Source organism: Flagellimonas alginilytica (assembly GCF_042134605.1).
Lineage (GTDB): Bacteria > Bacteroidota > Bacteroidia > Flavobacteriales > Flavobacteriaceae > Flagellimonas > Flagellimonas alginolytica.
This window is the reverse complement of the sequence record NZ_CP169638.1, coordinates 320,740-343,419: the sequence shown is the minus strand read 5'-3', so window position 1 is coordinate 343,419 and position 22,680 is coordinate 320,740. Positions and strand designations below refer to the sequence as shown.

Below are 22,680 nucleotides of genomic sequence, written 5' to 3'. Positions count from 1 at the left end.
ATACGATTATTTAGGATGCAATAAAATGTAATTTGTTAACAGTGGGTGAATAAACCCGGTATTCTGCGTTAAAGTACGTTAAACTTGTGATTGGTAGAGTCTTAAAGCTTTAGTCCATTAAAATATTCAGCATCTCTGTGGCGGCATCGGCTATTTTGGTCCCTGGACCAAAAACGGCAACGGCACCATTTGTCAATAAATGGTCGTAATCTTGCTTTGGAATCACTCCCCCCACGATTACCATAATATCCTCACGCCCATATTTTCTCAATTCCTTTACTACCTCTGGAACCAAGGTCTTGTGTCCTCCGGCCAAGGAAGAAATTCCTAAGATATGCACATCGTTTTCTACGGCTTGTTTGGCTACTTCGGCCGGGGTTTGGAACAATGGTCCTATATCTACATCAAAACCAAGGTCGGCATATCCTGTAGCAACAACTTTGGCTCCACGGTCGTGACCGTCTTGACCCATTTTTGCAACCATAATACGAGGTCTCCGGCCTTCTTGTTCAGCAAAGCTGTCTGCCAGTTTTCGAGCCTTCTCAAAGCTCGCGTCGTTTTTAATTTCTTTGGAATACACTCCGGTAAAAGATTGAATTTTAGCTCTGTATCGTCCAAATGCACTCTCCATGGCATCGCTAATTTCGCCGAGGGTTGCACGTAATTTGGCTGCTTCTACTGCTAAAGCTAGCAAATTTCCACGGTCCGAATCGTTGTTCATGGCTTTTTTCGATGCAATTCGAATTGCATCGAGCGCTTTTTCTACGGCTTTTGAGTCCCTTTTGTTTCGAATTTCGTCAAGACGTGCCATTTGTTGTTTTCTCACCTTGGCGTTGTCCACCTCCAAAATTTGAAGGTCGTCCTCATTTTCCAAGCGGTATTTGTTTACTCCTACAATAACATCTTGTCCACTGTCGATACGAGCTTGTTTTTTGGCTGCGGCCTCTTCAATACGCATTTTTGGGATACCTTTTTCAATGGCTTTTGTCATGCCGCCCAATTTTTCTACTTCTTGGATCAATTCCCATGCGTTTTCTGCAATTTCTTGGGTGAGTTGTTCCACTTTATGGCTCCCGGCCCAAGGGTCAACGGTTTTAGTGATGTGTGTTTCTTGCTGAAGATATATTTGTGTGTTTCGAGCAATCCGTGCAGAAAAATCGGTTGGCAGTGCTATGGCTTCGTCCAAGGCATTTGTGTGAAGACTTTGTGTGCCCCCAAATGCTGCCGCCATGGCTTCGATCGTAGTTCTTGCGACATTGTTGAATGGATCTTGCTCCGTTAAGCTCCAGCCACTGGTCTGACTGTGTGTTCGGAGCATGGATGATTTTGGGTTGGTCGGGTTGAACTGTTCGACCAATTTGGCCCAGAGCATCCTACCTGCCCTCATTTTGGCAATTTCGGAGAAATGATTCATTCCGATCCCCCAGAAAAATGATAGGCGAGGAGCGAACTCATCAATTTTTAGTCCTGCCTTTATCCCGGTTCTAATATATTCTACCCCATCGGCCAAGGTGTAGGCCAATTCCATAGCAGCAGGAGCTCCTGCTTCGTGCATATGGTACCCGGAAATACTGATACTGTTGAATCGCGGCATGTGTTTGCTGGTGAATTCAAAAATATCCGCCACAATCTGCATGGATGGCGAGGGAGGGTAAATGTATGTATTCCGAACCATGAATTCTTTCAAAATATCATTTTGGATGGTCCCGGAAAGTTGCTCAATGGCTACTCCTTGCTCCAATCCTGCTACAATGTAAAAGGCCATAATGGGAATTACAGCCCCGTTCATGGTCATGGAAACCGACATTTTATCCAAAGGTATCCCGTTGAACAGGATTTTCATATCCTCGATAGAATCTATGGCAACTCCCGCTTTGCCCACATCGCCAACAACACGATCGTTGTCCGAATCATATCCACGGTGGGTGGGTAGGTCAAAAGCAACTGAAAGGCCTTTTTGTCCTGCCTCTAAATTCCTTCGGTAAAAGGCGTTGCTTTCCTCGGCTGTTGAAAACCCGGCATACTGGCGGATGGTCCATGGTCTGCGCACATACATGGTAGAATAGGGGCCACGCAAGAAAGGGGCAATGCCCGCGGCAAAATTTTCGTGTCCGTTTTTTTGGGTCTCGACTGCACTCGACCTGACAGATAGTTCCAGATGTTGAAGGTCTTTTCTACTCATCGTTCAATCTTTTTTGTTCGGTGGCTTCGGCCAATCGTTTTTCAATAATGGGCTCGATAATGGTTTTGCGCGCTTTGGTTTTTACAAAGGGATAGAGTTCAAGGTCGTCTTTCATCCTATCTTGTGGATTCTGGTATTTATTGGTGCCTAGGGAAACGATCTTTCCTGCATCAAATAGTTGCTGTTCTTTTTCGGCACTCTCCTTTATTTTTTGTTGGATGTTGCCCTTTTTTAAGTTTTCCAAAAAACCTCCGGATTTTTCAACCTGTTTAAAAAGTGAAAGGGCCTTTTCCGCCAATTGATGAGTTACCGATTCTATATAATAGGCACCGTCCGTGAATTGGGCTGCATCGGAGAAATACCCTTCTTCTTTTAAAAGTAGCAATTGGTTGCGGGCTATGCGTTCTCCAAATGCATTGTCCTTATGGTATATGGCATCGTATGCCGAATTGGAAATCGTGTCGGCGCCCCCCAAAACGGCGGACATGCTTTCGGATGTGGTCCGCAGCATGTTTACGTTGTAATCGTAGAGTGTTTTATTACGTTTGGAGGGTTGGGCCATAATATGGCACTCACCGGAAATTCCATATTCCGAAGCCAAGGAGTTCCAAAGCCACCGAAGTGCTTTTATTTTGGCTATTTCAAAAAAATAATTACTGCCCACCGCAACTTTAAATGTAATGGGGAGATGTGCCTCGATTTTTTTGGAATTGACAAAATGGTCGAGGTATTCGTTGGCATGGGCCAAGCCGTAGGCCAATTGCTGGACCATATTTGCTCCAGCATTTTGATAAAGCGATAGATCTACTCCTATTAAGGAGATGTCCGAAGTGCCCAATGACACCAATTCGGTAAATATATCGTGGTCTTTTTCCAAATTGTAGAACCAGTTGCCTTCTTTGGCCAAATTGCCGATAATGTCTATGTTCAGATAAGCCTTAGCCTTTTCTTTAGATAGGATAGAGACTAGCTTTTTTGTAGGTTCCAGGGCTAAAAACTCGAAATTGAAATAAAGTACCACTCCGGTCTTGTCGATGCCCGATAGCAATTTTTCAAAATCGATGGATTCCTCTGGTATGGTAAATACAAGGCTCTCCACTCCTTTTTTCAAAATTTCCAGAGCTTTGGAATTGGCTTTGATAGGGTCTGCGACATAAATGGCTTGCCCAATGTGCCATTTGTGGTCGCTGGGCATCGAATAGGAGTGAATGTCCTTTAGATCATCTTGGTTGTAAAATGGTTTTACATTGATGCCTTCCAAAGATTCCCAGACCAATGCTTCGTTGTAATCTGCGCCTTTAAGGTCTACCTGTATTTTTTGTTTCCATTCTTTGGTGGAGACTTCGGGAAATTCTTGAAATAAGTTAGTGTCGCTCATTTTTGTTTAGTCTTTAAGCTGTCTTCATATTCGATAAGGAATATTTCTTCGTTGTCCTTTTTCATAAAATATTTTTCTCGGGCCAACTTCTCCAATTCTTTATCGTCGGACATTTTTTTTAAGATTTCCTTGTCCTTCTCAATTTCAGTTTCCAGAAATTCTTTTTCTTTTTCGAGCTTGTCTATTTCATTTTCCAGCTCCAAATGGATCAACAAGGAATTGGTATCAAAAAAGGCCATCCAGATCACGAATATGGTCAATACCAAAATATAGGTATTGGTCATAATTTTGAACCACTTCTTTTTTTTCAATTCCTTTAACCCCATACCTATACAAGTTTATTGTTGATTATGGTTCTAACAATATCCACGGCTACGGTATTATAGTGGTTGTTCGGGATAATTATGTCCGCAAACTCCTTGGATGGTTCAATAAATTGAAGGTGCATAGGTTTAACAGCGGTTTGGTACCTTGTTAGAACCTTGTCCAAATCATGTCCCCGTTCGCGGGTGTCCCTTTGTAACCGTCTGATCAAACGTTCATCCGAATCGGCATGCACATAGATTTTAATGTCGAACATTTCCCTTAATTTGGGGTTGCTCAAAACTAAAATACCTTCCACGATCATTACTTTGCGGGGGTGTGTGGTAATGGTTTCCTTCATCCGGGTTTCTTCCACGAACGAATAAATGGGGGTTTCTATGGACTTTCCCTGTCTTAATAGTTCTATGTGCTCGATCAGCAGATCAAAATCTATGGAGTTGGGGTGGTCAAAATTTACCTTCGCTCTTTCTTCTTTGCTTAAATGGGAAAGATCGTTATAATAGGAATCTTGGGATATTATACCCACTTCATCTTGGGGCAATTGCTCCACGATCTGGTTTACAACCGTTGTTTTTCCGCACCCTGTGCCCCCTGCTATCCCTAAGATCAACATAGTTTAAAATTTGTCGTCAAAAATAAACAAATGATTTTGTTCCCAACTATCCCAGTATACTGCATAATTAATGATTACAATAAAAACAATTAATGATGATTGTCATAATTTATCCTGCTTATTAGGTATAGCTTTACATGGTTTTTTATTCATTAACCTTTATATTTATCAAGCTAACCAATGGAAACCTTTTTTATGGACAATATATACTCTGTTAAAGTAGGGGATGGCTTCGACTTTAAACTCTCCACCGACACTATATCTTCGTTAGATCTGATCAAAACCGGTAACGGCACCTTTCATTTATTAAAGGAGGGTAGGTCGTACCATGTAAAGATCTTGGAGACCGATTTTAACAATGGCGTTTATACCATTAGTGTCGATGGAAGCGAACATCGGGCCACCATACAAACTCCTCTGGACGAACTCATAGAAAAAATGGGCTTTGCCACCAATGGCGGTAAAAACATAGACTCCATTGCTGCCCCCATGCCGGGACTGATTTTGGATATTTTGGTAAAGGAAGGCCAAGAAGTATCCGAAGAGGACCAATTGGTAATTTTGGAAGCCATGAAAATGGAAAATATAATTACCTCACCACGTAATGGTGTGATAAAAAAAATTGGCGTGTCGCAAGGTGATGCCGTTGAAAAGAAACAATTGTTGATAGAATTTCAATAAAACATCATGAGAAAAATATTAGTGGCCAATCGTGGCGAAATTGCAGTTCGTGTAATGAGGACCGCAAAAAAAATGGGCATAAAGACCGTAGCTGTTTTCTCGGAAGTAGATCGCAATGCACCGCATGTGCAATTTGCGGATGAGGCGGTTTGTATTGGTGAAGCACCATCCAACCAATCGTATTTACGAGGTGACAAAATAATTGAGGTGGCCAAGAGCCTGAATGTGGATGGTATTCATCCGGGATACGGGTTTTTAAGCGAGAATGCCGATTTTGCCGAGGCTGTGGAAAAAAGCGGCATCACGTTTATTGGGCCAAAATCCAAGGCCATTCGAATAATGGGAAGCAAATTGGCCGCCAAGGAAGCGGTAAAGGCTTACGATATTCCTATGGTCCCCGGTATAGACGAAGCAATTTCCGATGTGGCAAAAGCCCACGACATAGCCAATGAAGTAGGTTACCCTGTGTTGATCAAGGCCTCTGCTGGTGGTGGAGGAAAGGGAATGCGGATCGTTGAAAAAGAAGAAGATCTCGAATCCGGAATGCAACGTGCCATTAGTGAGGCTACTTCGGCCTTTGGAGATGGTTCCGTTTTTGTGGAAAAGTATGTTACATCTCCCAGGCATATCGAGGTTCAGGTTATGGCCGATACCCACGGAAACGTACTTCATTTTTTTGAAAGGGAATGTAGCGTACAACGTCGCCACCAAAAAGTGGTCGAAGAGGCACCATCGGCCATCCTAACTCCTGAACTGCGCAAAGAAATGGGGATTGCTGCTTGTAAAGTGGCAAAATCATGCGATTATATTGGGGCTGGCACAGTGGAGTTTTTAATGGATGCCGACCACAATTTTTACTTTCTGGAAATGAATACCCGTTTGCAAGTGGAGCACCCGGTCACCGAAATAATATCTGGAGTGGATTTGGTTGAGCTACAAATAAAAGTGGCCCGGGGAGAAGAACTGCCTATGAAACAGGAAGACTTGAAAATTCAAGGACATGCAGTGGAATTACGGGTATATGCGGAAGATCCCTTAAACGATTTTCTCCCTAGTGTAGGAAACTTGGAGACCTATCAATTGCCAGTGGGCGATGGCATTCGGGTGGACAATGGATTTAAGGAGGGCATGGACATACCTATCTACTATGACCCTATGTTATCCAAGCTCATTACTTATGGTAAAACTAGGGAAGAAGCCATTGAACTTATGCTCGAAGCAATTCAGAATTACAAAGTTAAAGGAGTGCAGACGACATTGCCCTTTGGAAGTTTTGTTTTTGCCCATGAAGCATTCCGATCAGGGAATTTTGATACCCATTTTGTAAAGAATTATTATTCTCCAGAGAAAATAAAGGATCAAATGGGCAACGAGGCCGAGATTGCCGCAATGGTTGCACTGCATCAATATCTGGAAGATAAAAAAATAGTACGATTACCTTCAAACTGAATCCTATGGATCCCAAAATAAAAGCATTACAAGAAAAAATTGCCGAAGCCCATTTAGGGGGTGGCGAAAAACGGATTGAAAAACAACATCAAAAGAAAAAGCTTACCGCCCGAGAACGAATCCTTTATTTTTTAGACGAAGGTTCCTTTGAAGAAATGGGAATTTTGGTGACCCACCGTACCACCGATTTTGGTATGGACAAGGAAATGTATTACGGGGACGGCGTTGTAACCGGGTATGGAACGGTAAACGGAAGATTGGTTTATGTGTATGCACAGGACTTTACTGTTTTTGGTGGCGCATTGTCGGAAACACACGCCGAAAAAATATGTAAGATCATGGACCTGGCCATGAAGGTAGGCGCTCCAATTATTGGTTTAAATGATTCGGGAGGTGCTAGAATACAAGAGGGAGTTCGGTCCTTGGGAGGTTATGCCGATATTTTTTACCGAAATGTGCAGGCATCTGGCGTAATTCCTCAAATTTCTGCTATCATGGGGCCTTGTGCAGGTGGTGCAGTGTATTCCCCCGCCATGACGGATTTTATTATAATGGTAGAGGAAACCAGTTATATGTTCGTAACGGGACCCAATGTGGTAAAAACGGTAACCAACGAAACCGTTACATCCGAGGAATTGGGCGGGGCAAGTACCCACGCGGTAAAATCGGGAGTGGCCCACAAAACCTCTACCAACGATGCAGCTTGTTTGGACGATATCCGAAAATTATTGGATTATCTTCCTCAAAACAATAAAGAAACCACGCCATTATTGCCCTACGAACTTGGGGATGAAACCAGAGAGGAGCTAATGGGGATCGTACCCGATAATCCCAACAAACCTTACGATATGCACGATGTGATCAATGGGATCATCGACGCAGACTCGTTTTACGAGATTCATAAGGATTATGCGGAAAACATAATTACCGGTTTTGCCCGGTTGGGTGGAAGAAGTATAGGTGTAATTGCCAATCAACCCATGTTCTTGGCCGGGGTACTTGGTGTAAAGAGTTCCAGGAAAGCGGCACGATTTACGCGATTCTGTGATTCCTTTAATATTCCTTTATTGGTGCTGGTGGACGTTCCCGGATTTTTGCCAGGAACTGATCAGGAATGGAGCGGAATTATAATGCATGGCGCTAAATTACTATATGCCTTAAGTGAAGCAACCGTGCCAAGGGTCACCGTAATTACACGCAAAGCTTATGGCGGTGCTTATGATGTAATGAACTCCAAACACATTGGTGCGGACTTTAACTATGCTTGGCCTTCTGCCGAAATTGCCGTAATGGGTGCGAAAGGTGCCAGTGAGATCATCTTTAGGCGTGAAATTGCAGCAGCCGAAGATCCAGAAGCCAAACTGAAGGAAAAGGAAACCGAATATGCCGACAAGTTCGCTAACCCTTACAGGGCGGCCAAACGCGGTTTTATTGATGAGGTAATCTTACCAAAGGATACCCGAAGTAAATTGTTGAAAACGTTTGCCATGTTGGAAAAAAAAGAAGTGCAGACCCCTTGGAAGAAGCACGGCAACATTCCGTTGTAGGTTAGTCCGGATTTAAGAGGTTTCAACTTTAAGGTTGGAAAATAATAATATTGAAGTAGTTATAAAGTGAATTGTTGGGTAGATTGATTTTTTACATCGAATCCTGAGCGAAACCGAGAGAAAATTCCAAGGATTGATTTTACTTATTTTTAACTACAACGTTATAAGTGTTTCCATAACATTAAACCTTTCTTAAAAGCTTTAGCGATCCATTGGGTATCACTAATTTTGCCGGATGCAAAAACAAAATCAAAAACCCAATTTTGAGTTTGTGGCCATGATGGCTGCTTTAATGTCCATCGTGGCCTTGGCCATAGATGCCATTTTGCCTGCCATTTCCAATATCGGAGAAGCTATTAATAGTACCGACCCAACGGATAACCAGTTATTGGTCACCATGATTTTCTTGGGTCTTGGTCTGGGACAATTATTTTTTGGCCCCATATCCGATAGTTTTGGGAGAAAACCGGTGGTTTATGTCGGTTTCGTAATATTTTTAGTGGCAAGTATTATTTGTTTATATGCGCCCTCGTTGGAAATTATGGTGGTCGGAAGAATTTTACAGGGTATTGGACTTTCCGCTCCAAGAACCATTTCCATCTCTATAATTCGGGATACCTACGAAGGAGACTACATGGCAAAAATTATGTCTTTTGTGGTTGCTTTCTTTATTCTGGTACCGGTCGTGGCTCCTGCCATTGGTAAGCTTATCTTGGATGCTGCCGGGTGGAAGGCCATCTTCTATGTTCAATTGGTATTTGTACTTATTGTTGCTATTTGGTTTTGGAAACGTCAAAAGGAAACTTTACATCCACAATATAAAATACCGTTCACTAAGCATGTGTTTATCGATGGTGTTCGCGAATTTATCAAACATAGGGAAACGGTTGCCTTTACATTGACATCGGGACTGGTGACCGGAGCATTTTTGGTGTATTTAAGTTCTGCCCAGCATATTTTTGAAGATCAATACGCACTCAAGGAAATGTTTCCATACATTTTTGCAGGATTGGCCATTTCCATAGGTCTTTCAACTTTTTTAAACGGAACTCTGGTTATGCGTTTTGGAATGCGGAAACTTTCGCTTATGGCCACTATAGCCTTTTGTGTTATTGCCATTTTGTATTCCATTTTGTTTTTGAACTCACCAAATCCCAGCATTTATATTTTGGTAGGGTTTCTTTCCATCCAGTTTTTCTGTCTTGGGTTTATGTGGGGAAATTTCCGATCCATTGCCATGGAGCCTATCGGTCATATTGCTGGTATCGGTGCTGCTATTAACGGATTTGTATCCACTCTACTGTCCATACCTATAGCCACTTTTATCGGTGAATTCGTAAAAGACACGGTTTGGCCTTTATTTGCCGGTCTGGCCATTTGCGGATTGTGCGCATTGACCATTTTTCTTTGGGTGAACAAACCTAAAAGAAAAAGGGTAGCTACGACTTAAACCTTTGCGGGCATGAATATTTCACCACTGCAAGAATCCTCCGTTGCACCGGTAACTGACTTTAATACGTTTGTTTTACCTTCTAGCCGTAAAACGCCCATTAAAGCAAAAACCAAGGCTTCCTTATAAGCGATCAAAGTTTTGCTAGGTACAACAACTTGGATTTCCCTGCCCAACTTTTCTTGAAGCGTTTCGATAAAGAAAGAGTTAAGTGCACCCCCTCCCGTAGCAAACAATTTGGTGTCAGTTTCGCTACTGTTCTTGTGCAGATGTACTGCATTTGCAATTTGTTCGCAATTATGGTGGATAAATGTGTGCAACAGGTCTTTATTGGAAGCTTTTGAGCTTTCTATTATTGGTAGAATCTCGGAGGAAAACCATTCAAAGCCCGTGGATTTGGGATTGGGCAGTTGGTAGTACTCCAAGTTGTTCAGTTTGTCCAGCATGGTTCGGTCCAGTTTTCCAGAACGTGCCAATTTTCCATCTTCGTCATAGGCCATACCCATTTTATGGGTAATAAAGTTCAAGGGCATATTGGCCAAACCAATATCATAGGCTATACGTTTACCGTCCTTTTTAAAAGAAATATTGCTGATGCCGCCCAAATTCAGACAAAAGTCATACTCATGGAACAAAAGCTCATCACCAATGGGTACCAAGGGAGCTCCTTGTCCCTTTAGGGACACATCTTTAGTTCTAAAGTCGCACACTACCTTTTTTCCGGAAGTGTTGGCCAATAGTTGACCATCGCCAAGTTGAAACGTAATCCCTTCTTCCGGTCTGTGATGGGAAGTATGTCCATGACTTGCAATAAAATCCACATCTCCTTTCAAGTTTTCTATAAACTCCTTGGTCTTTTGCCCTAAAAAAATTCCATAATCTTTGTGCAATTGATCGTGGTCTTCTTCGGAAAGGTGGATGGCGTTTTTAAGATGTTCCCGCATTTTGTCGGAATAATCTATTTCTGCGGTTTCTTTAATGGAAAAATTCCATTTTCCGGCCTCTTCCCAAATATGACAATAGGCAATATCGAGACCGTCCAAAGAAGTACCGGACATTAGTCCCAAGACTTTATACGTGTTCATATCTTACTTATTTTTATGATTAAAGAAATCGGCTTGTGTTCATTATTCAAGATTTCTTTAAAACTAAATTTACTCTGCTCAACCATATTTAATACCTCGATCCAATCTTCCATGGTCCGAGCATACCAAGAATGTCCGTCGGTAAAGTTGCCCGGCAGGCCTTTCCAAGAATCGGAGAGCCATTGACTTTGATATGGTAGACCGTTTTCAATCAAAAAATAGGGGTGCAAAGTCTGAATCACAATGGCGCCGTTTGCTTTTAATTGCTTTAAAGTATTGGAAAACAACTCTTGTGTTCCATCTTTTAGATACAGGCAAAAATTGAAGACTCCAACATCAAAAGGTGCATTTGGAATTGCTTTTCCGTCAATAATATCCTCAAAAGTGAACACTTCAAAAGATTGGTTACCTTGTTTTTTTGCTTGCTCGATTAAGCCTGGTATTGCATCTACTCCTGTAGTTTTCCAACCCAAGGTGTGCATTTCCCGCGATAACCAACCTTCTCCGCAGCCAATGTCCGCCAAGGAGTCACCATCCAAAGATTTTAGTGTGTCGAGAATGGCCGTATTCGTATATTTTCTTGATGGAATTGCGTTGTTTTGAATAATTTTCACCCATTCTTCGGCATTTTTATGCCAAGATTTTTTGATTTCATCACTCATAGCTGGAATGTTTTCAATTGAATGGGAAGCGATCCTTTAGCTTCTATTTTTCCTAAAAAGTGTTCAACGGCAACTTCTTGGAATTCTGGAAAATCCTGATAGATCAATGCTACATTGGAATTCGCTGCCAATTGTAAAATATCGAGCACGTAAGGGTTGCCAAAATGGTAGATCAAGATGTTTTTTTCTTGAATCAGTCTATGGATCAACGCCAATGTCTTCTTATCAAACCCAAAAAAATCTTTAGGTTTTACAGCGGGTGGAAATATACTCAGCAAGGCATTTTTTTTATCCGATGCCAATGCAGTATCCAAATCTATGGCTTGTATTCCCGAATGTGCCGCTATCTGTTCCGCAAAGTGGTTCTTTTTTCCAGAACTTATAGAAACATTCAAGAAGTTGGAGGATTTGATTTCTTCTGCCAGGAGTGGATTGCCATAAAGCTCCGTAATGGTATTTTGGGCGATTTCTTTGTTTAATTGGACAGTATCCCCATTCGAAGCTTGCACAGCGGTATTTGGGGCGAAAACTTTCTGTTTTAATGCCCAAACCCTTTCAAAGCTTTGTTCTATTTGTTTTTTAGTTGAATTATTTATGATTCTTGTAATGCCTTCCGCCACATTTTCGGTAAAGCATAGTACATCCATACCAGCAGAAAACGCAGCCGCTTCCAACGCCCCTTTTTCAACGAACTTTTTGGATACGGCATGCATATTTAGTGCATCGGAAATTACTACGCCATTAAAACCCAACTCTTTTCGGAGTAGCTCGGAAATAATCTTTGATGATGTAGTGGATGGGTGATCGGGATCTATCTGTGGCAAGAGCAAATGCCCTACCATAACGGAGTCGACCCCTTTATCTATCAGTTTTTTAAAAGGATATAGTTCATTCTTCAATAGATCATCCAAGGGTTTATCGATAACAGGCAGTCCCAAATGGGAGTCGGTGGCCGTATCGCCATGCCCGGGAAAGTGTTTAATGGAGTTAAGAGTCCCATTTTCCGACATTCCCTTTAGAAATGCTTCTGCCTTGGAGAGTACACTATCCCTATCGTCCCCGAAAGACCGATACCCAATAACAGGATTTTCCGGATTGTTGTTGATATCGACCACGGGGGCCAAATTCCATTGGATGCCCGCATGTTTACAATCTTTCCCGATGGCTTCTCCCACTTTATAAATAAGTTCGTTGTTATTGTTCAGGGCGCCCAATGTGATCGCATAAGGAAATTGTGGTGTGTTCTCGATGCGCATGGCAAGTCCCCATTCAGCATCGATGGCTATGATGAGCGGAATTTGAGCGGCTTTTTGGTATCGGTCTATTAGCTCCAATAACCGATCATAGCTTTTTTCGTTGTGCACCACTTTTTTCTTGCCTTCGAAGTTGGTTGCGGCACTGGCCCTGCTGTGGAAAAAACAAATGGATCCTACATGGTGATCCTTGATCATTTTTTCCATTTTTTGAACCTCTTCCTCGGTATCGTTGATGAATACGGCAGGCATAAATAATTGCCCTACCTTCTGTTGTAAAGAAAGTTGTTCAGAGGTAAGTGTGTATGTTCTATGGGTATCAATCATTAGAATCGGTAGTTTTTTTGCCGTAATCGGCAGGGTATTTTAAATAACGAAGCACAATAAAAGCCGGCAAGGCGGCAATTACCACCCATATAAAGAAGCCATCATAACCCAACCATTCTTGTATGTAGCCGCTTAGCATTCCGGGCAGCATCATACCAAGAGCCATAAAACCGGTCGCTATGGCATAGTGCGATGTTTTCGAAGCTCCTTCTGCCACATAGATGAGGTACATCATAAATGCTGCAAAGCCGAAACCATAACCAAATTGTTCTATGATAACGGTGCCCACCACTGCGTAAATACTGGTCGTTTGTGTTACTGCCAACAATGCATACAGCGCGTTGGGCAAATTTAGTGCGAGCAGCATGGGAAGCATCCATTTTTTTAGGCCATCCCGAGATATTAAAATACCGCCCAAAATGCCGCCAAGTGATAGCATAATTACGCCTACGGTGCCATAAATGGTGCCCACGGCTTCGGTGGAATAGGCCAATCCGCCCATTTCCAGTCCGTCCAGTAAAAAGGGAGAAGCCATCTTAACTAATTGGGATTCCCCCAAGCGATAGGTTAGGATAAACAGCAATGCTACCCCGATTTGATGTTTTCTAAAAAAGGTGGCGAATACTTCGAAAAATCCAGCAGGTTTTTCATCCGATCGCGAGACAGGCTCTTCAAATTTTGGTGCGGTAAAAAAGTTGGATATGGTCAAAGCGATCATTAAAACAGCAGCGCAGATCATTGTAATGGACCATGCTTTGGTATTGTCCCCGTATTTATTTTCCAGAAAACCGGCAAAGATTACCAAAAGCCCTTGTCCGGTAACCATGGCCAAACGGTAAAAAGTGCTGCGAAGTCCTATAAAAAACGACTGTTTTTTCTGTGTAAGGCCGATCATATAATACCCATCGGAGGCAATGTCGTTTGTGGCCGATGCAAAAGCAGCCATCCAAAAAAATGCTAAGGTGATAATAAAGAACGAGTTGGACGGTAGAAAAAGTCCGATTCCCAAAAATGCCAACGAAATAATCAATTGCATGGCCAAGAACCACTTTCGTTTGGTACCATTAATGTCCACCAAGGGGCTCCATAATGGTTTTATTACCCATGGCAGATATAACCAACTTGTGTACAGGCCGATTTCTGCATTTCCAATGCCCAATCGTTTGTACATAATTACTGAAACGGTTACCACTAGAATGTATGGGATTCCCTGAGTGAAATATAAAAAAGGAATCCACAACCAAGCGTTTTTATCTTTTGGAGCTACATTCATTTAGGCTGTTTTAATAGATTTTGATAAATACTTTTTTCCGACTTTTCTATGATCTTGGCGCCTACGGCCTGTTCATAATAGCCAGCAGGGCCGACCCCTCCAATAATTGCATAGGTGTATCCCATATTTTTGAGGGCCATAAGTGCCTTTATCAGTAATATTTTACCAATGCCTTTACCTCTTTGGTCGGTTAGGACACCGGTAGGGCCAAAAAAATTCTTGGCGGTACTTTCAAAACAAGCGAAACCTAAAATTTCCTGTCCACGCTGAGCAATAAAGCAGTTTACGGGCTTGGAGGCAAAGGCAACTTCTGTTTCGTCCGCCCAATTTTTGCTGAAATACTTCTTTGTCCAATCCACAACAATACTTTTTTCGGGACTAATGGGCCTTTTGAATATTATGCCGTGATTTTCGAAGAGGTTTTTTTCCGCCTCAGAAATGTCGGGAAGGTCCAAAAGTCGAACAAGCATATCGTGCATGAGGGTCTATTTTAAATTTAGTGGCTGCACAGCGCTTTCGTTACCGTATGCATCACTTATGTTGATTACTAAATCTTTTCGTAGATGTTTTTTTGTAATATTGAATTGATAACACCCTTCTACATCACTTTCGGAAAGGTATTCTTTTCCAATGAGTTCTGTTTTGCCTTGTTTTACAACGTAAAGGTTTATAAAACGAGGAACATTATCCGTATGGGAAACACATAGATCGATGATTGTATTGCTGACTTCGACTGATTTGATAGCGGGAAGTTGAACTACACGCACTACACGATTTAATGGCCCTGGATTTTTTGCGGGCAGATTGTAAAATTTCTTTTGGAGTTTTTTGTTGACCTTTTCGTGCTGACCGATCAAGGATTTTGCGCTGAAAAAGATATTACCGTCAATGTTATCCAAATCCCGGGCAAAATGCAACTGCTTGGGAATTTCATTGTTTTTCTTCCAAGCCTTGTCCGTATTATTTTTGATTTTGTACGTGCCATTGCCCACGTATAGATTGGTGTTGGGTGTGTTTTTGGCCCACCAAGATGTGATAATCTTATGTGATGCCACGGGGTAATCCATGCTCCAATACACTTGGGGCGCTAAATAATCCAGCCAACCTTCTTGAACCCAAAGTAAGGGGTCGGCATATAGGTCTTCATAGGTGGTTTGTCCGGCTTTGGTATCGGAGCCCAAAGGGTCGGTACTTTTGTTTTTCCAAACGCCAAATGGACTAATGCCGAACTGTACCCAAGGTTTATGTTTTTTGATGGTTTTGTGCACATCCTTCACCAAGGAATCCACATTGCTTCTTCTCCAATCTTCCAAAGACTGGCCCGGCAATCCATATTTTTTATAGCTTTTGGTATCATCAAAAGTTTCCCCTTCTACTTTGTAGGGGTAGAAATAATCATCAAAATGAATGGCATCTATTTCATAATTGGTGACCAGTTCTTCAATGATTTGATTGAATTTTTCCCGTACCGCTGGCAGTCCGGGGTTGTAGTAATATTTTTTTCCGTATTTGATGATCCAATCGGGATGTTGGAAAAAGTCGTGCTTTTGTGAGAGCTGGGTGGTATCCAAGCTAACTGTAGCTCTGTACGGATTGAGCCACGCATGAAATTCCATACCTCGTTTGTGTGTTTCTTCGATCATCCATTTTAGCGGTCCATCGAACTCTTTTGGAGCCTCTCCTTCCTTACCGGTCAGATACCTGGACCACGGTGCTAAATCAGTAGGGTAGAGGGCATCTCCTGCGGTCCTAACTTGAACAATGGACGCGTTGAAGTTCATTTTTTGGTAGAAGTCCAAGATTTGGATGTAATCCTTTTTTTTCTTGATTACTTCGTCATTAGGATTTTTGGGCCAATCGATATTGGCCACAGTGGCAACCCAAACACCTCTAAATTCTTCTTTTGGGGCTTTGGTGGTAGCACAGGAAAGAAAAATAAAAACTGGGATTATGTATAGAATTCGAAACATATAAGCGAAAAAAAAAGGCCTACGTATGCACTAAATGTAGGCCTTTTTGCAAGATTAAATTAAACAACTAACAACTTAAAACAAAATTGTATCAGATGGCTGGGTCATCTGGTGTATTGGTGTTATTATCTCTTTCCGTGTTAGGGTAAGGATAAAAGTTTCTATTACGTTCTTCGTCAAAATTTTGAACTGTAGGGGTCGGGTCGGGTCTTCCAAATCGTCGGCTATCTTCCAAACTCATTCCTGTTAAGAACAGTTCTGCTCTTCTGTTTTTGTATATCTCGTCCAACAATACGGCAACCGAAGTATCCCCATCATAAGCAGATACGTTGGCATTTACCCCAAAAACATCATCGGTATCGGTTAGCACTAAATTTAGAGCAGTAACAGCAGCACCGGTATCGGGGGATGATTTTCTAAGATTGGCCTCGGCAATAATAAGGTTCATCTCGTCCGGTAGATAAATTGGAATAGATCCTGTGTCTGCATCAAAGAAACCTGCCAAATCTTCGATCGGGAATTGGTTTTGGTTCAATTCATCCAAAGGAACCATGTAAAAGTCAAATCTGCCGTCACCATCCTCGAATACAAAACTAGCTGGCAACCCAAAATTGTCCTGTGGTTTAAAGTTCGGAGCGCTGTTCTGGTAAACCCTGCTCCAAATTGGATTAAGGTTTTGAGTATCGTAGGTAAAAACAGAACCAGAGGTTTGGTCCACTTCGGATGCTGCAGCAATGGCCGCATCGTAGTTGCCCGCGAACAGATTAAATCTGGCCAACATGGCATTTATGGTGTTCTCCAAATCAATATCCCCTCTTAAAACCTCTGCTTCGAACTCTGCAGAAATCGGATTTGCAGCGATGGCACTCTTGGCTTCGTTCAACAAGGTGATCGCGGTGTTGTACCCTTCAATTCTTGAAATGAAAGGAGGGTTGTCCTCGGAAGTCGCCACAATTACTTGCTCATAGTTCTGAGCCATGGCTCCAATGCTCATGGCGTGAAATAGTTTCGCATTGGCGATCAAACCACTTTTGGTCCCTGCATCGATATCGAGTTCGGCAGCATTTGCTGCAATGTCCTCGGCAATTCCCACTACTCTTAGCATTGTTGTCCACAATCCCACTACATTGGAATTGGTGTTAGGGATGTCCCCACCGTCTTCCAGGTCAATCATGTTTTGGAAAGTAGTGGTTATTCCTCCTTCTCTTGTAGTGATCGCGGGAGTTTCGATAATATATCGCATACCGGTAGTGGAATACAGTTCCTGCATTCCAATGGTAGTGGCCAAAATCCCTTCCCTGGAAGTGAAAACTTGATCACTTGCAGCGGCATTTGGATTGTCAAAGTCTGTTTCGCACGATGTGATTGCCAATACGGTGGTTAGCAGGAACATCAGCTTATATGTAGAATATCTATAAAATTTCATTGTCAATTTTTTTAAGATTAGAAGCTTACGTTTACACCTAACTGGTAGGTTCTCGGTATTGGTACCGTAGCAAAATCAAATCCTCTTACACCGTTGCTTTGTCCGGCAGCACTTACTTCTGGGTCCCATCCGGAATAGTCGTCCCAAGAGATCAGGTTACGTCCTACCAGGCTGAACTTCACATTGTCTATATAATCCCATTTTGGTTTAAGGGTGTAGCTCAAAGCAACCTCTCTAAGTTTTACAAAAGAACCATCTTCAACGAACTCTTCGAAGATGTTAGCTTGTGCACTACCATATCCTTTGGGAAGCTCACCTAACAATTCTGCACCAACTTGTGCACCTCCACCAAAGATTACGTTATCCATCAATCTTCTGTTCCAGTTGAAAACATCGTAGCCTTGGATGGCGTCGAATTGAACTCTAAGACCGAAATCTTTATAGGAGAATTCGTTGATTATAGAACCAAACCAATCTGGATTTGGATCACCGATTACCTTGGATGCTTCACCTTCTTCGGTTGTACCTCTGTATGGGTATCCATTTTCATCCAAAGCAATGGAACCATCCTCGTTTCTTGCGTAGAACTGACGATAGAATACACCCAATGGCTCACCTTCGATTACGTAGTTGGTGGAGAAACTTCCTCCAAGCGCAATTCTTCCACCTCCGGCAACATTGGTAACCTCGTTTTTGTTTTTGGAGAAAGTAGCGGTCACATCCCAGTTAAAATCTTGGGACTTGATCGGGGTTCCTCTCAATAGTATTTCAACACCGGTATTTTCCAAGTTACCAACGTTTTCAAAACGAGAACCAAACCCACTCGATGGGCCAAGTACCCTTTGCAGTAGCAAATCGGTTACTTTTTGTTTGTAATAAGTGAACTCGATACCTAAGCGGTTGTTCATAAAGCCTGAATCGAAACCTAATTCGAACTCATCTTGTCTTTCGGGTTTTAGATCGGCATTACCAAGAAGTGTGCTTGGAGTAAGACTAACTGCTCCGGTCAATGCTGATGGATTGTAATTCGTAAATCTTGAATAGGCGCCAAGTGCGGTAAGGTTACCTGCCTGACCCCAAGATGCCCTAACTTTAAAGATGTTGAAAGCGTCACCAAAGGTGTTTTGCCAAAATTCCTCATCCGACATTACTTAAGAACCACTGGCTTTAAAATACAATTGGTTACGTTCGTCTTCTCCAAAAGATGAAGCTCCGTCCATACGCACGGCACCATTGATGTAAATTTTGTCCTTGTAAGAGAATGATTGCTGATAGAAGGCACCCCAATAAGAGATCTGTGAACGGCTTTCGCCTTGCTCTAAAATACTTCCACCTGTTGCCGTTTGAACCAATGGAGGAAGCCCTGTTGCGTTAATGCCAACGCTCTCGCGTTCCTCATACTGCCAAGATCCGCCAATGGTAGAGGTTGACCTAATATCATCAGTAAGCTCGGTTCTATAAGTTACGTTAAGGTCAGAGTTGTACTGAAAGTTGTTCAAATCAGCTCTTCTTGCATATCCATCGGCATTTGGAGATGTATTGTTAATTGGAATGTATGCCGTTGCCGATTGGTTATAGTAATCCATACCAAAAGTGTATTTGGCACTTAAGTTATCGTTGAACTTTGCATCCAAAGCAAGGCTGGTGATAAAACGATTGGTTTTCTGACCGAAATCGAAACGAGCCACTGCTTCTGCGGGATTGGTTCTTGGAACCAATGGAGAGGTTACAGGGTATACCCCGGATTCGTCCGGTGACGGGTCTATTGAGTTGTCACTGAACACATAACCAGTTATTGCACCGTATGGGTTGTTGATACCACCATTGGGTACATCCTTGCTTACACTGCGAACATAGTTGAACCCACCGGTAATGTCCAACCAATCCGAAGCCTTTTGGGTAATGTTCGCTTTAAAACCGTACCTTTTAAAATCGGTGTTTTTAATGATTCCTTCGTTGTCCAGGTGTGAAGCTGATAGGAAGTATGATGTTTTTTCTGTACCTCCTGTCATGGATAGGTAATTTTCTATACCAAAACCAGTATCGAACAACTCATCTTGCAGGTTGTAACGGTCCACTTCGTAAGTTGCCAGGTTAGATCGGTCCGTAGGAACTTCCCAGGCCAATGGTACTGTATTGTAATCAATTTCTTTTCTTAGTTCATTGATACGGGCATTGGTCATAAAAGTAAACTTGGGTTCACCGCTCCTACCTTGTTTGGTAAAGATCTGTACAACACCGTTACTTGCTCGAGAACCATAAATAGCTGCCGCAGCAGCTCCTTTGATTACCTCGATTTTTTCAATGTCGTTAGGGTTAATGTCGGCTAACCTGTTCTGGGCATTTCCCCCTAAGTCCACCAACTCGTTACTTGAGTTGCTAATGATGATACCATCAATAATGTACAGCGGATCGGAACTACCGGCAATGGTACTTGGTCCCCTTAAACGGATACTGATACCTCCGGCAGGGTCTCCAGAATTTTGTTGTACCAATGCACCTGTGATCTTACCCGAAATGGCCTGATCGATCTGTGTAGCACCATTTTCTACCAATTGTTCGGCTTTAACAGAAGAAATGGCGTTCCCCAAAGTCCTTTTGTTTACACCGGCGCCACTACCTGTAACAACTACCTCGTCCAAGCTCAAAAGGTCTTCGGCCAAGGCCATGTCGTTGGTAATAGTGGTTGACCCACCGGCATCAATGGATATTCGTTGTGATGTAAATCCTAGTGAACTGAACACTAGTGTGTAAGAACCCGAGTCAAGAGTTGCAGTAAACGTGTAGTTTCCATCAAAATCGGTAACGGTGCCGAATGATGAGTTTTCAATAAAAACCGATGCACCTGCCAAGGGAAGGTTGGTTCCGGTTTCTGTAACGGTTCCAGAAAAAGTGTATTGGCTCTGGCCAAACGCGGAAAGCGTTGATACCAAGAGTGCAAATAGCACCAATCGGAACCTCAATCCTAAATAGTCATGAAGCTTTCGCATAAAATTGAGTAGTTTAATTGAATTTAGTTTATCGAGTTGTTAGTGTTCGTTCTTTAAAAATGATAGCGTACAAATCCCTCTATGGCTTCATATTCTGCCATTCCAAGCTCGTTGTATCTGTTCGCCGTGTCTTTGTTTCTTTGTTCGGCGCGCTGCCAAAACTCACGATCGTCGTTGCCCGGGAACATAGCGCTGTCCTTTTGGGATTGATGTTTAAAGATAGCAGTGATCTTACGGGCCATATCCTTGGGGCCGATCGGTACTGCCATTTCCATATCGGCAATGTCCCATTCTTGCCACGCTCCACGGTACAGCCATACGTAACAGTTCCGTATCCAATCTACCCTGTCCTCTTTTAGTTTTTCCAGTGCCTTAAAAATAATCTGAAGACATACCCTGTGTGTTCCGTGTGGGTCCGACAGATCTCCGGCGGCGAAAATCTGGTGCGGCTTCAATTTGTTGAGCAAGTCGTACGTTAGCTGTACATCCTCATCGGAAAGTGGTTTTTTGCGAACTGCCCCTGTTTCGTAGAACGGAAGGTTCTGGAAATGGGCGTTCTCTTCCGGTACGCCACAATATCTACAAGCGGCCAAAGCCTCTCCTTTTCTGATCAGGCCTTTGAACTCTTGTACTTCGGGGCTATCCAATTCACCAGGCTTTTTATTGGCCAAGAATTCTCTAACTTTCTTTATCTTTTGTTTAAGCTCTTTGTTGTCTTTTTGTACATCTATGGCAAAATCCAAGAAGCGGATTACTTCATCATCAAAAACAGCAATGTTCCCAGAGGTTTGATATGCCACATGTACATTGTGACCCTGATCTACCAGGCGCAATAAGGTGCCTCCCATCGAAATCACATCATCATCTGGATGCGGACTAAAGATCAAGGAAGTTTTTGGGTGCGGTTGTGCTCTTTCAGGACGTTGGCTATCGTCTGCATTCGGTTTTCCTCCTGGCCAGCCCGTAATGGTGTGCTGTAACTGGTTAAAAACCTTTAGGTTTATTTGTTCTGCGGAACCGATCTCTGCGATCAGATTGCCCATTCCGTATTCGTTGTAGTCCTCGTTGGTCAATTTTAGAATGGCTTTTCCAAGCTTTTCTGATAGCCAGATGGTTGCGGTTTTGATCAATTTATCGTCCCAGTCACACTCTGTGGCCAACCAAGGGGTCTTTTTTCTGGTTAGGGATGATGCAGCCGCTTCGTCCAAAACAAAATCACAATTGTCGTGATGCTGAAGGAATGTTGCCGGAACCGATTCTTTTATTTTTCCCTCTACGGCTTGTTGTACAATGCTGGACTTTCCTTCGCCCCAAGCCATAAGAATTATTTTACGGGCACTCATAATAGTGCCGACTCCCATGGTAATGGCTCGTTTGGGAACATTTTCCTCGCCAAAGAAGTCGCTTGCGGCATCGAGTCTCGTCATTCTGTCCAAACGGATCAGACGGGTTTTACTGTTCAATGTGGATCCCGGTTCGTTAAAACCAATGTGACCCGTTCGTCCAATACCCAATATTTGGATGTCTATTCCGCCTACATTTTTAATTTTCTCCTCATAATCCTCACAGTACTTTCTTATTTCGTCCATGGAAATATTACCATCTGGGATATGGATATTGTGTGGTTCAATATCAATATGATCGAACAGGTGCTCGTTCATAAACCTCACATAGCTATGGATGGAATCCGGTTTCATTGGGAAGTACTCATCCAAGTTAAAGGTGATGACATTTTTAAAGCTCAACCGTCCTTCTTTATGAAATTGAACTAGGTAATCGTAAACTTTTATAGGGGTTGAGCCCGTAGCCAAGCCCAAAACGGCTTTTTTTCCTTCTTCCTGTTTTTGGTTGATCAAACTGGCAATTTCGTTGGCAACGGATAACGAAGCTACATCAGAATTTCCATGAATAATGGTGTGGATTTTCTCAAATCTTAATTCTTCTTGATAAGGCTGGTACATAACAAAATGTATAAGGTTCTAGCAAAATGCTGAAAAGTTAATTCCAAATGTATGCAAAAAACTGCATTAAATGCAATAAAATGCAAATAATATACAATTACACTTGAAA

General features: G+C 42.5%; 18 protein-coding genes. 4 read left to right on the top strand and 14 right to left on the bottom strand.

Annotation, left to right across the window (positions count from 1 at the left end; translation table 11 throughout):
- Positions 1-109 precede the first annotated feature (109 nt).
- Genes scpA through udk form a run of 4 tightly spaced genes read right to left on the bottom strand, consistent with a single transcriptional unit; the run spans position 110 to position 4,497 of the window.
- Entirely contained in the window at positions 110-2,182 is a 2,073-nt protein-coding gene (gene scpA, locus ABTP35_RS01395) for a methylmalonyl-CoA mutase (RefSeq protein WP_293294446.1), read from the bottom strand.
- Positions 2,175-3,560: a methylmalonyl-CoA mutase subunit beta gene (locus ABTP35_RS01390; RefSeq protein WP_293294448.1), complete on the bottom strand. Its 1,386-nt coding sequence runs from the start codon at positions 3,558-3,560 to the stop codon at positions 2,175-2,177. Before ABTP35_RS01390 ends, scpA begins: the two co-directional genes overlap by 8 nt.
- A complete protein-coding gene (locus tag ABTP35_RS01385; RefSeq protein WP_224835085.1) occupies positions 3,557-3,886 on the bottom strand; it encodes a septum formation initiator family protein in 330 nt (109 codons plus the stop codon). The genes ABTP35_RS01390 and ABTP35_RS01385 overlap by 4 nt, the downstream gene beginning before the upstream one ends.
- A 2-nt stretch (positions 3,887-3,888) precedes the next feature.
- A complete protein-coding gene (udk, locus tag ABTP35_RS01380) occupies positions 3,889-4,497 on the bottom strand; it encodes a uridine kinase (RefSeq protein ID WP_224835084.1) in 609 nt (202 codons plus the stop codon).
- A 195-nt stretch (positions 4,498-4,692) separates the two neighbouring features.
- Between udk and ABTP35_RS01375 the strand changes: the two genes are divergently transcribed.
- The 4 genes from ABTP35_RS01375 to ABTP35_RS01360 all read left to right on the top strand — a co-directional run bounded on the left by ABTP35_RS01375 (position 4,693) and on the right by ABTP35_RS01360 (position 9,624).
- A complete protein-coding gene (locus ABTP35_RS01375) occupies positions 4,693-5,178 on the top strand; it encodes an acetyl-CoA carboxylase biotin carboxyl carrier protein subunit (protein ID WP_252079246.1) in 486 nt (161 codons plus the stop codon).
- Positions 5,179-5,184: 6 nt separating this feature from the next.
- On the top strand, positions 5,185-6,627 hold the full coding sequence (accC, locus tag ABTP35_RS01370; protein ID WP_293294453.1) for an acetyl-CoA carboxylase biotin carboxylase subunit: 1,443 nt from the start codon (positions 5,185-5,187) through the stop codon (positions 6,625-6,627).
- A gap of 5 nt (positions 6,628-6,632) precedes the next feature.
- Positions 6,633-8,174, top strand: coding sequence for an acyl-CoA carboxylase subunit beta (locus ABTP35_RS01365; RefSeq protein ID WP_293294455.1), 1,542 nt, complete (start codon positions 6,633-6,635; stop codon positions 8,172-8,174).
- Positions 8,175-8,409: 235 nt separating this feature from the next.
- Positions 8,410-9,624: a multidrug effflux MFS transporter gene (locus ABTP35_RS01360; protein WP_224835080.1), complete on the top strand. Its 1,215-nt coding sequence runs from the start codon at positions 8,410-8,412 to the stop codon at positions 9,622-9,624.
- On the opposite strand, the gene ABTP35_RS01355 is transcribed toward ABTP35_RS01360, so the two are convergent.
- The 10 genes from ABTP35_RS01355 to nagB all read right to left on the bottom strand — a co-directional run bounded on the left by ABTP35_RS01355 (position 9,621) and on the right by nagB (position 22,571).
- Positions 9,621-10,709 (bottom strand): anhydro-N-acetylmuramic acid kinase, encoded by a 1,089-nt coding sequence (locus ABTP35_RS01355; RefSeq protein ID WP_252079249.1) that lies wholly within the window; start codon positions 10,707-10,709, stop codon positions 9,621-9,623. The genes ABTP35_RS01360 and ABTP35_RS01355 overlap by 4 nt on opposite strands.
- The gene (locus ABTP35_RS01350; RefSeq protein ID WP_293294459.1) at positions 10,706-11,371 is read right to left on the bottom strand and encodes a methyltransferase domain-containing protein; all 666 of its coding nucleotides are present in this window, start codon (positions 11,369-11,371) and stop codon (positions 10,706-10,708) included. The genes ABTP35_RS01355 and ABTP35_RS01350 overlap by 4 nt, the downstream gene beginning before the upstream one ends.
- The gene (locus ABTP35_RS01345) at positions 11,368-12,951 is read right to left on the bottom strand and encodes a glycoside hydrolase family 3 N-terminal domain-containing protein (RefSeq protein ID WP_293294461.1); all 1,584 of its coding nucleotides are present in this window, start codon (positions 12,949-12,951) and stop codon (positions 11,368-11,370) included. Before ABTP35_RS01345 ends, ABTP35_RS01350 begins: the two co-directional genes overlap by 4 nt.
- Positions 12,944-14,224 (bottom strand): MFS transporter, encoded by a 1,281-nt coding sequence (locus ABTP35_RS01340; protein ID WP_293294463.1) that lies wholly within the window; start codon positions 14,222-14,224, stop codon positions 12,944-12,946. Before ABTP35_RS01340 ends, ABTP35_RS01345 begins: the two co-directional genes overlap by 8 nt.
- Complete coding sequence (locus tag ABTP35_RS01335) at positions 14,221-14,703, bottom strand: GNAT family N-acetyltransferase (RefSeq protein WP_293294465.1); 483 nt, start codon at positions 14,701-14,703, stop codon at positions 14,221-14,223. The genes ABTP35_RS01340 and ABTP35_RS01335 overlap by 4 nt, the downstream gene beginning before the upstream one ends.
- 6 nt (positions 14,704-14,709) lie before the next feature.
- Positions 14,710-16,194 (bottom strand): family 10 glycosylhydrolase, encoded by a 1,485-nt coding sequence (locus ABTP35_RS01330; protein ID WP_293294467.1) that lies wholly within the window; start codon positions 16,192-16,194, stop codon positions 14,710-14,712.
- A gap of 91 nt (positions 16,195-16,285) precedes the next feature.
- Positions 16,286-17,620, bottom strand: a complete 1,335-nt coding sequence (locus ABTP35_RS01325) for a hypothetical protein (RefSeq protein WP_293294469.1) — start codon at positions 17,618-17,620, stop codon at positions 16,286-16,288.
- A gap of 17 nt (positions 17,621-17,637) precedes the next feature.
- Positions 17,638-18,768 carry an outer membrane beta-barrel protein gene (locus ABTP35_RS01320; protein ID WP_375334402.1) on the bottom strand — a complete coding sequence of 377 codons (1,131 nt, stop codon included), beginning with the start codon at positions 18,766-18,768 and terminating at the stop codon, positions 17,638-17,640.
- Positions 18,769-18,771: 3 nt separating this feature from the next.
- Positions 18,772-20,610, bottom strand: a complete 1,839-nt coding sequence (locus tag ABTP35_RS01315; protein ID WP_375334401.1) for a SusC/RagA family TonB-linked outer membrane protein — start codon at positions 20,608-20,610, stop codon at positions 18,772-18,774.
- Between the two features lie 53 nt (positions 20,611-20,663).
- Positions 20,664-22,571: a glucosamine-6-phosphate deaminase gene (nagB, locus tag ABTP35_RS01310; RefSeq protein WP_293294473.1), complete on the bottom strand. Its 1,908-nt coding sequence runs from the start codon at positions 22,569-22,571 to the stop codon at positions 20,664-20,666.
- Positions 22,572-22,680: the final 109 nt, after the last annotated feature.

Excerpts from the sequence above, each read along its gene's own strand:
- accC (WP_293294453.1), top strand. The coding sequence starts at position 5,185 with ATGAGAAAAATATTAGTGGCCAATCGTGGCGAAATTGCAGTTCGTGTA.
- ABTP35_RS01325 (WP_293294469.1), bottom strand. The coding sequence starts at position 17,620 with ATGAAATTTTATAGATATTCTACATATAAGCTGATGTTCCTGCTAACC.
- nagB (WP_293294473.1), bottom strand. The coding sequence starts at position 22,571 with ATGTACCAGCCTTATCAAGAAGAATTAAGATTTGAGAAAATCCACACC.
- ABTP35_RS01335 (WP_293294465.1), bottom strand. The coding sequence starts at position 14,703 with ATGCACGATATGCTTGTTCGACTTTTGGACCTTCCCGACATTTCTGAG.
- ABTP35_RS01360 (WP_224835080.1), top strand. The coding sequence starts at position 8,410 with ATGCAAAAACAAAATCAAAAACCCAATTTTGAGTTTGTGGCCATGATG.
- scpA (WP_293294446.1), bottom strand. The coding sequence starts at position 2,182 with ATGAGTAGAAAAGACCTTCAACATCTGGAACTATCTGTCAGGTCGAGT.
- udk (WP_224835084.1), bottom strand. The coding sequence starts at position 4,497 with ATGTTGATCTTAGGGATAGCAGGGGGCACAGGGTGCGGAAAAACAACG.
- ABTP35_RS01345 (WP_293294461.1), bottom strand. The coding sequence starts at position 12,951 with ATGATTGATACCCATAGAACATACACACTTACCTCTGAACAACTTTCT.
- ABTP35_RS01365 (WP_293294455.1), top strand. The coding sequence starts at position 6,633 with ATGGATCCCAAAATAAAAGCATTACAAGAAAAAATTGCCGAAGCCCAT.
- ABTP35_RS01350 (WP_293294459.1), bottom strand. The coding sequence starts at position 11,371 with ATGAGTGATGAAATCAAAAAATCTTGGCATAAAAATGCCGAAGAATGG.
- ABTP35_RS01385 (WP_224835085.1), bottom strand. The coding sequence starts at position 3,886 with ATGGGGTTAAAGGAATTGAAAAAAAAGAAGTGGTTCAAAATTATGACC.
- ABTP35_RS01315 (WP_375334401.1), bottom strand. The coding sequence starts at position 20,610 with ATGCGAAAGCTTCATGACTATTTAGGATTGAGGTTCCGATTGGTGCTA.
- ABTP35_RS01320 (WP_375334402.1), bottom strand. The coding sequence starts at position 18,768 with ATGTCGGATGAGGAATTTTGGCAAAACACCTTTGGTGACGCTTTCAAC.
- ABTP35_RS01330 (WP_293294467.1), bottom strand. The coding sequence starts at position 16,194 with ATGTTTCGAATTCTATACATAATCCCAGTTTTTATTTTTCTTTCCTGT.
- ABTP35_RS01390 (WP_293294448.1), bottom strand. The coding sequence starts at position 3,560 with ATGAGCGACACTAACTTATTTCAAGAATTTCCCGAAGTCTCCACCAAA.
- ABTP35_RS01340 (WP_293294463.1), bottom strand. The coding sequence starts at position 14,224 with ATGAATGTAGCTCCAAAAGATAAAAACGCTTGGTTGTGGATTCCTTTT.
- ABTP35_RS01355 (WP_252079249.1), bottom strand. The coding sequence starts at position 10,709 with ATGAACACGTATAAAGTCTTGGGACTAATGTCCGGTACTTCTTTGGAC.
- ABTP35_RS01375 (WP_252079246.1), top strand. The coding sequence starts at position 4,693 with ATGGACAATATATACTCTGTTAAAGTAGGGGATGGCTTCGACTTTAAA.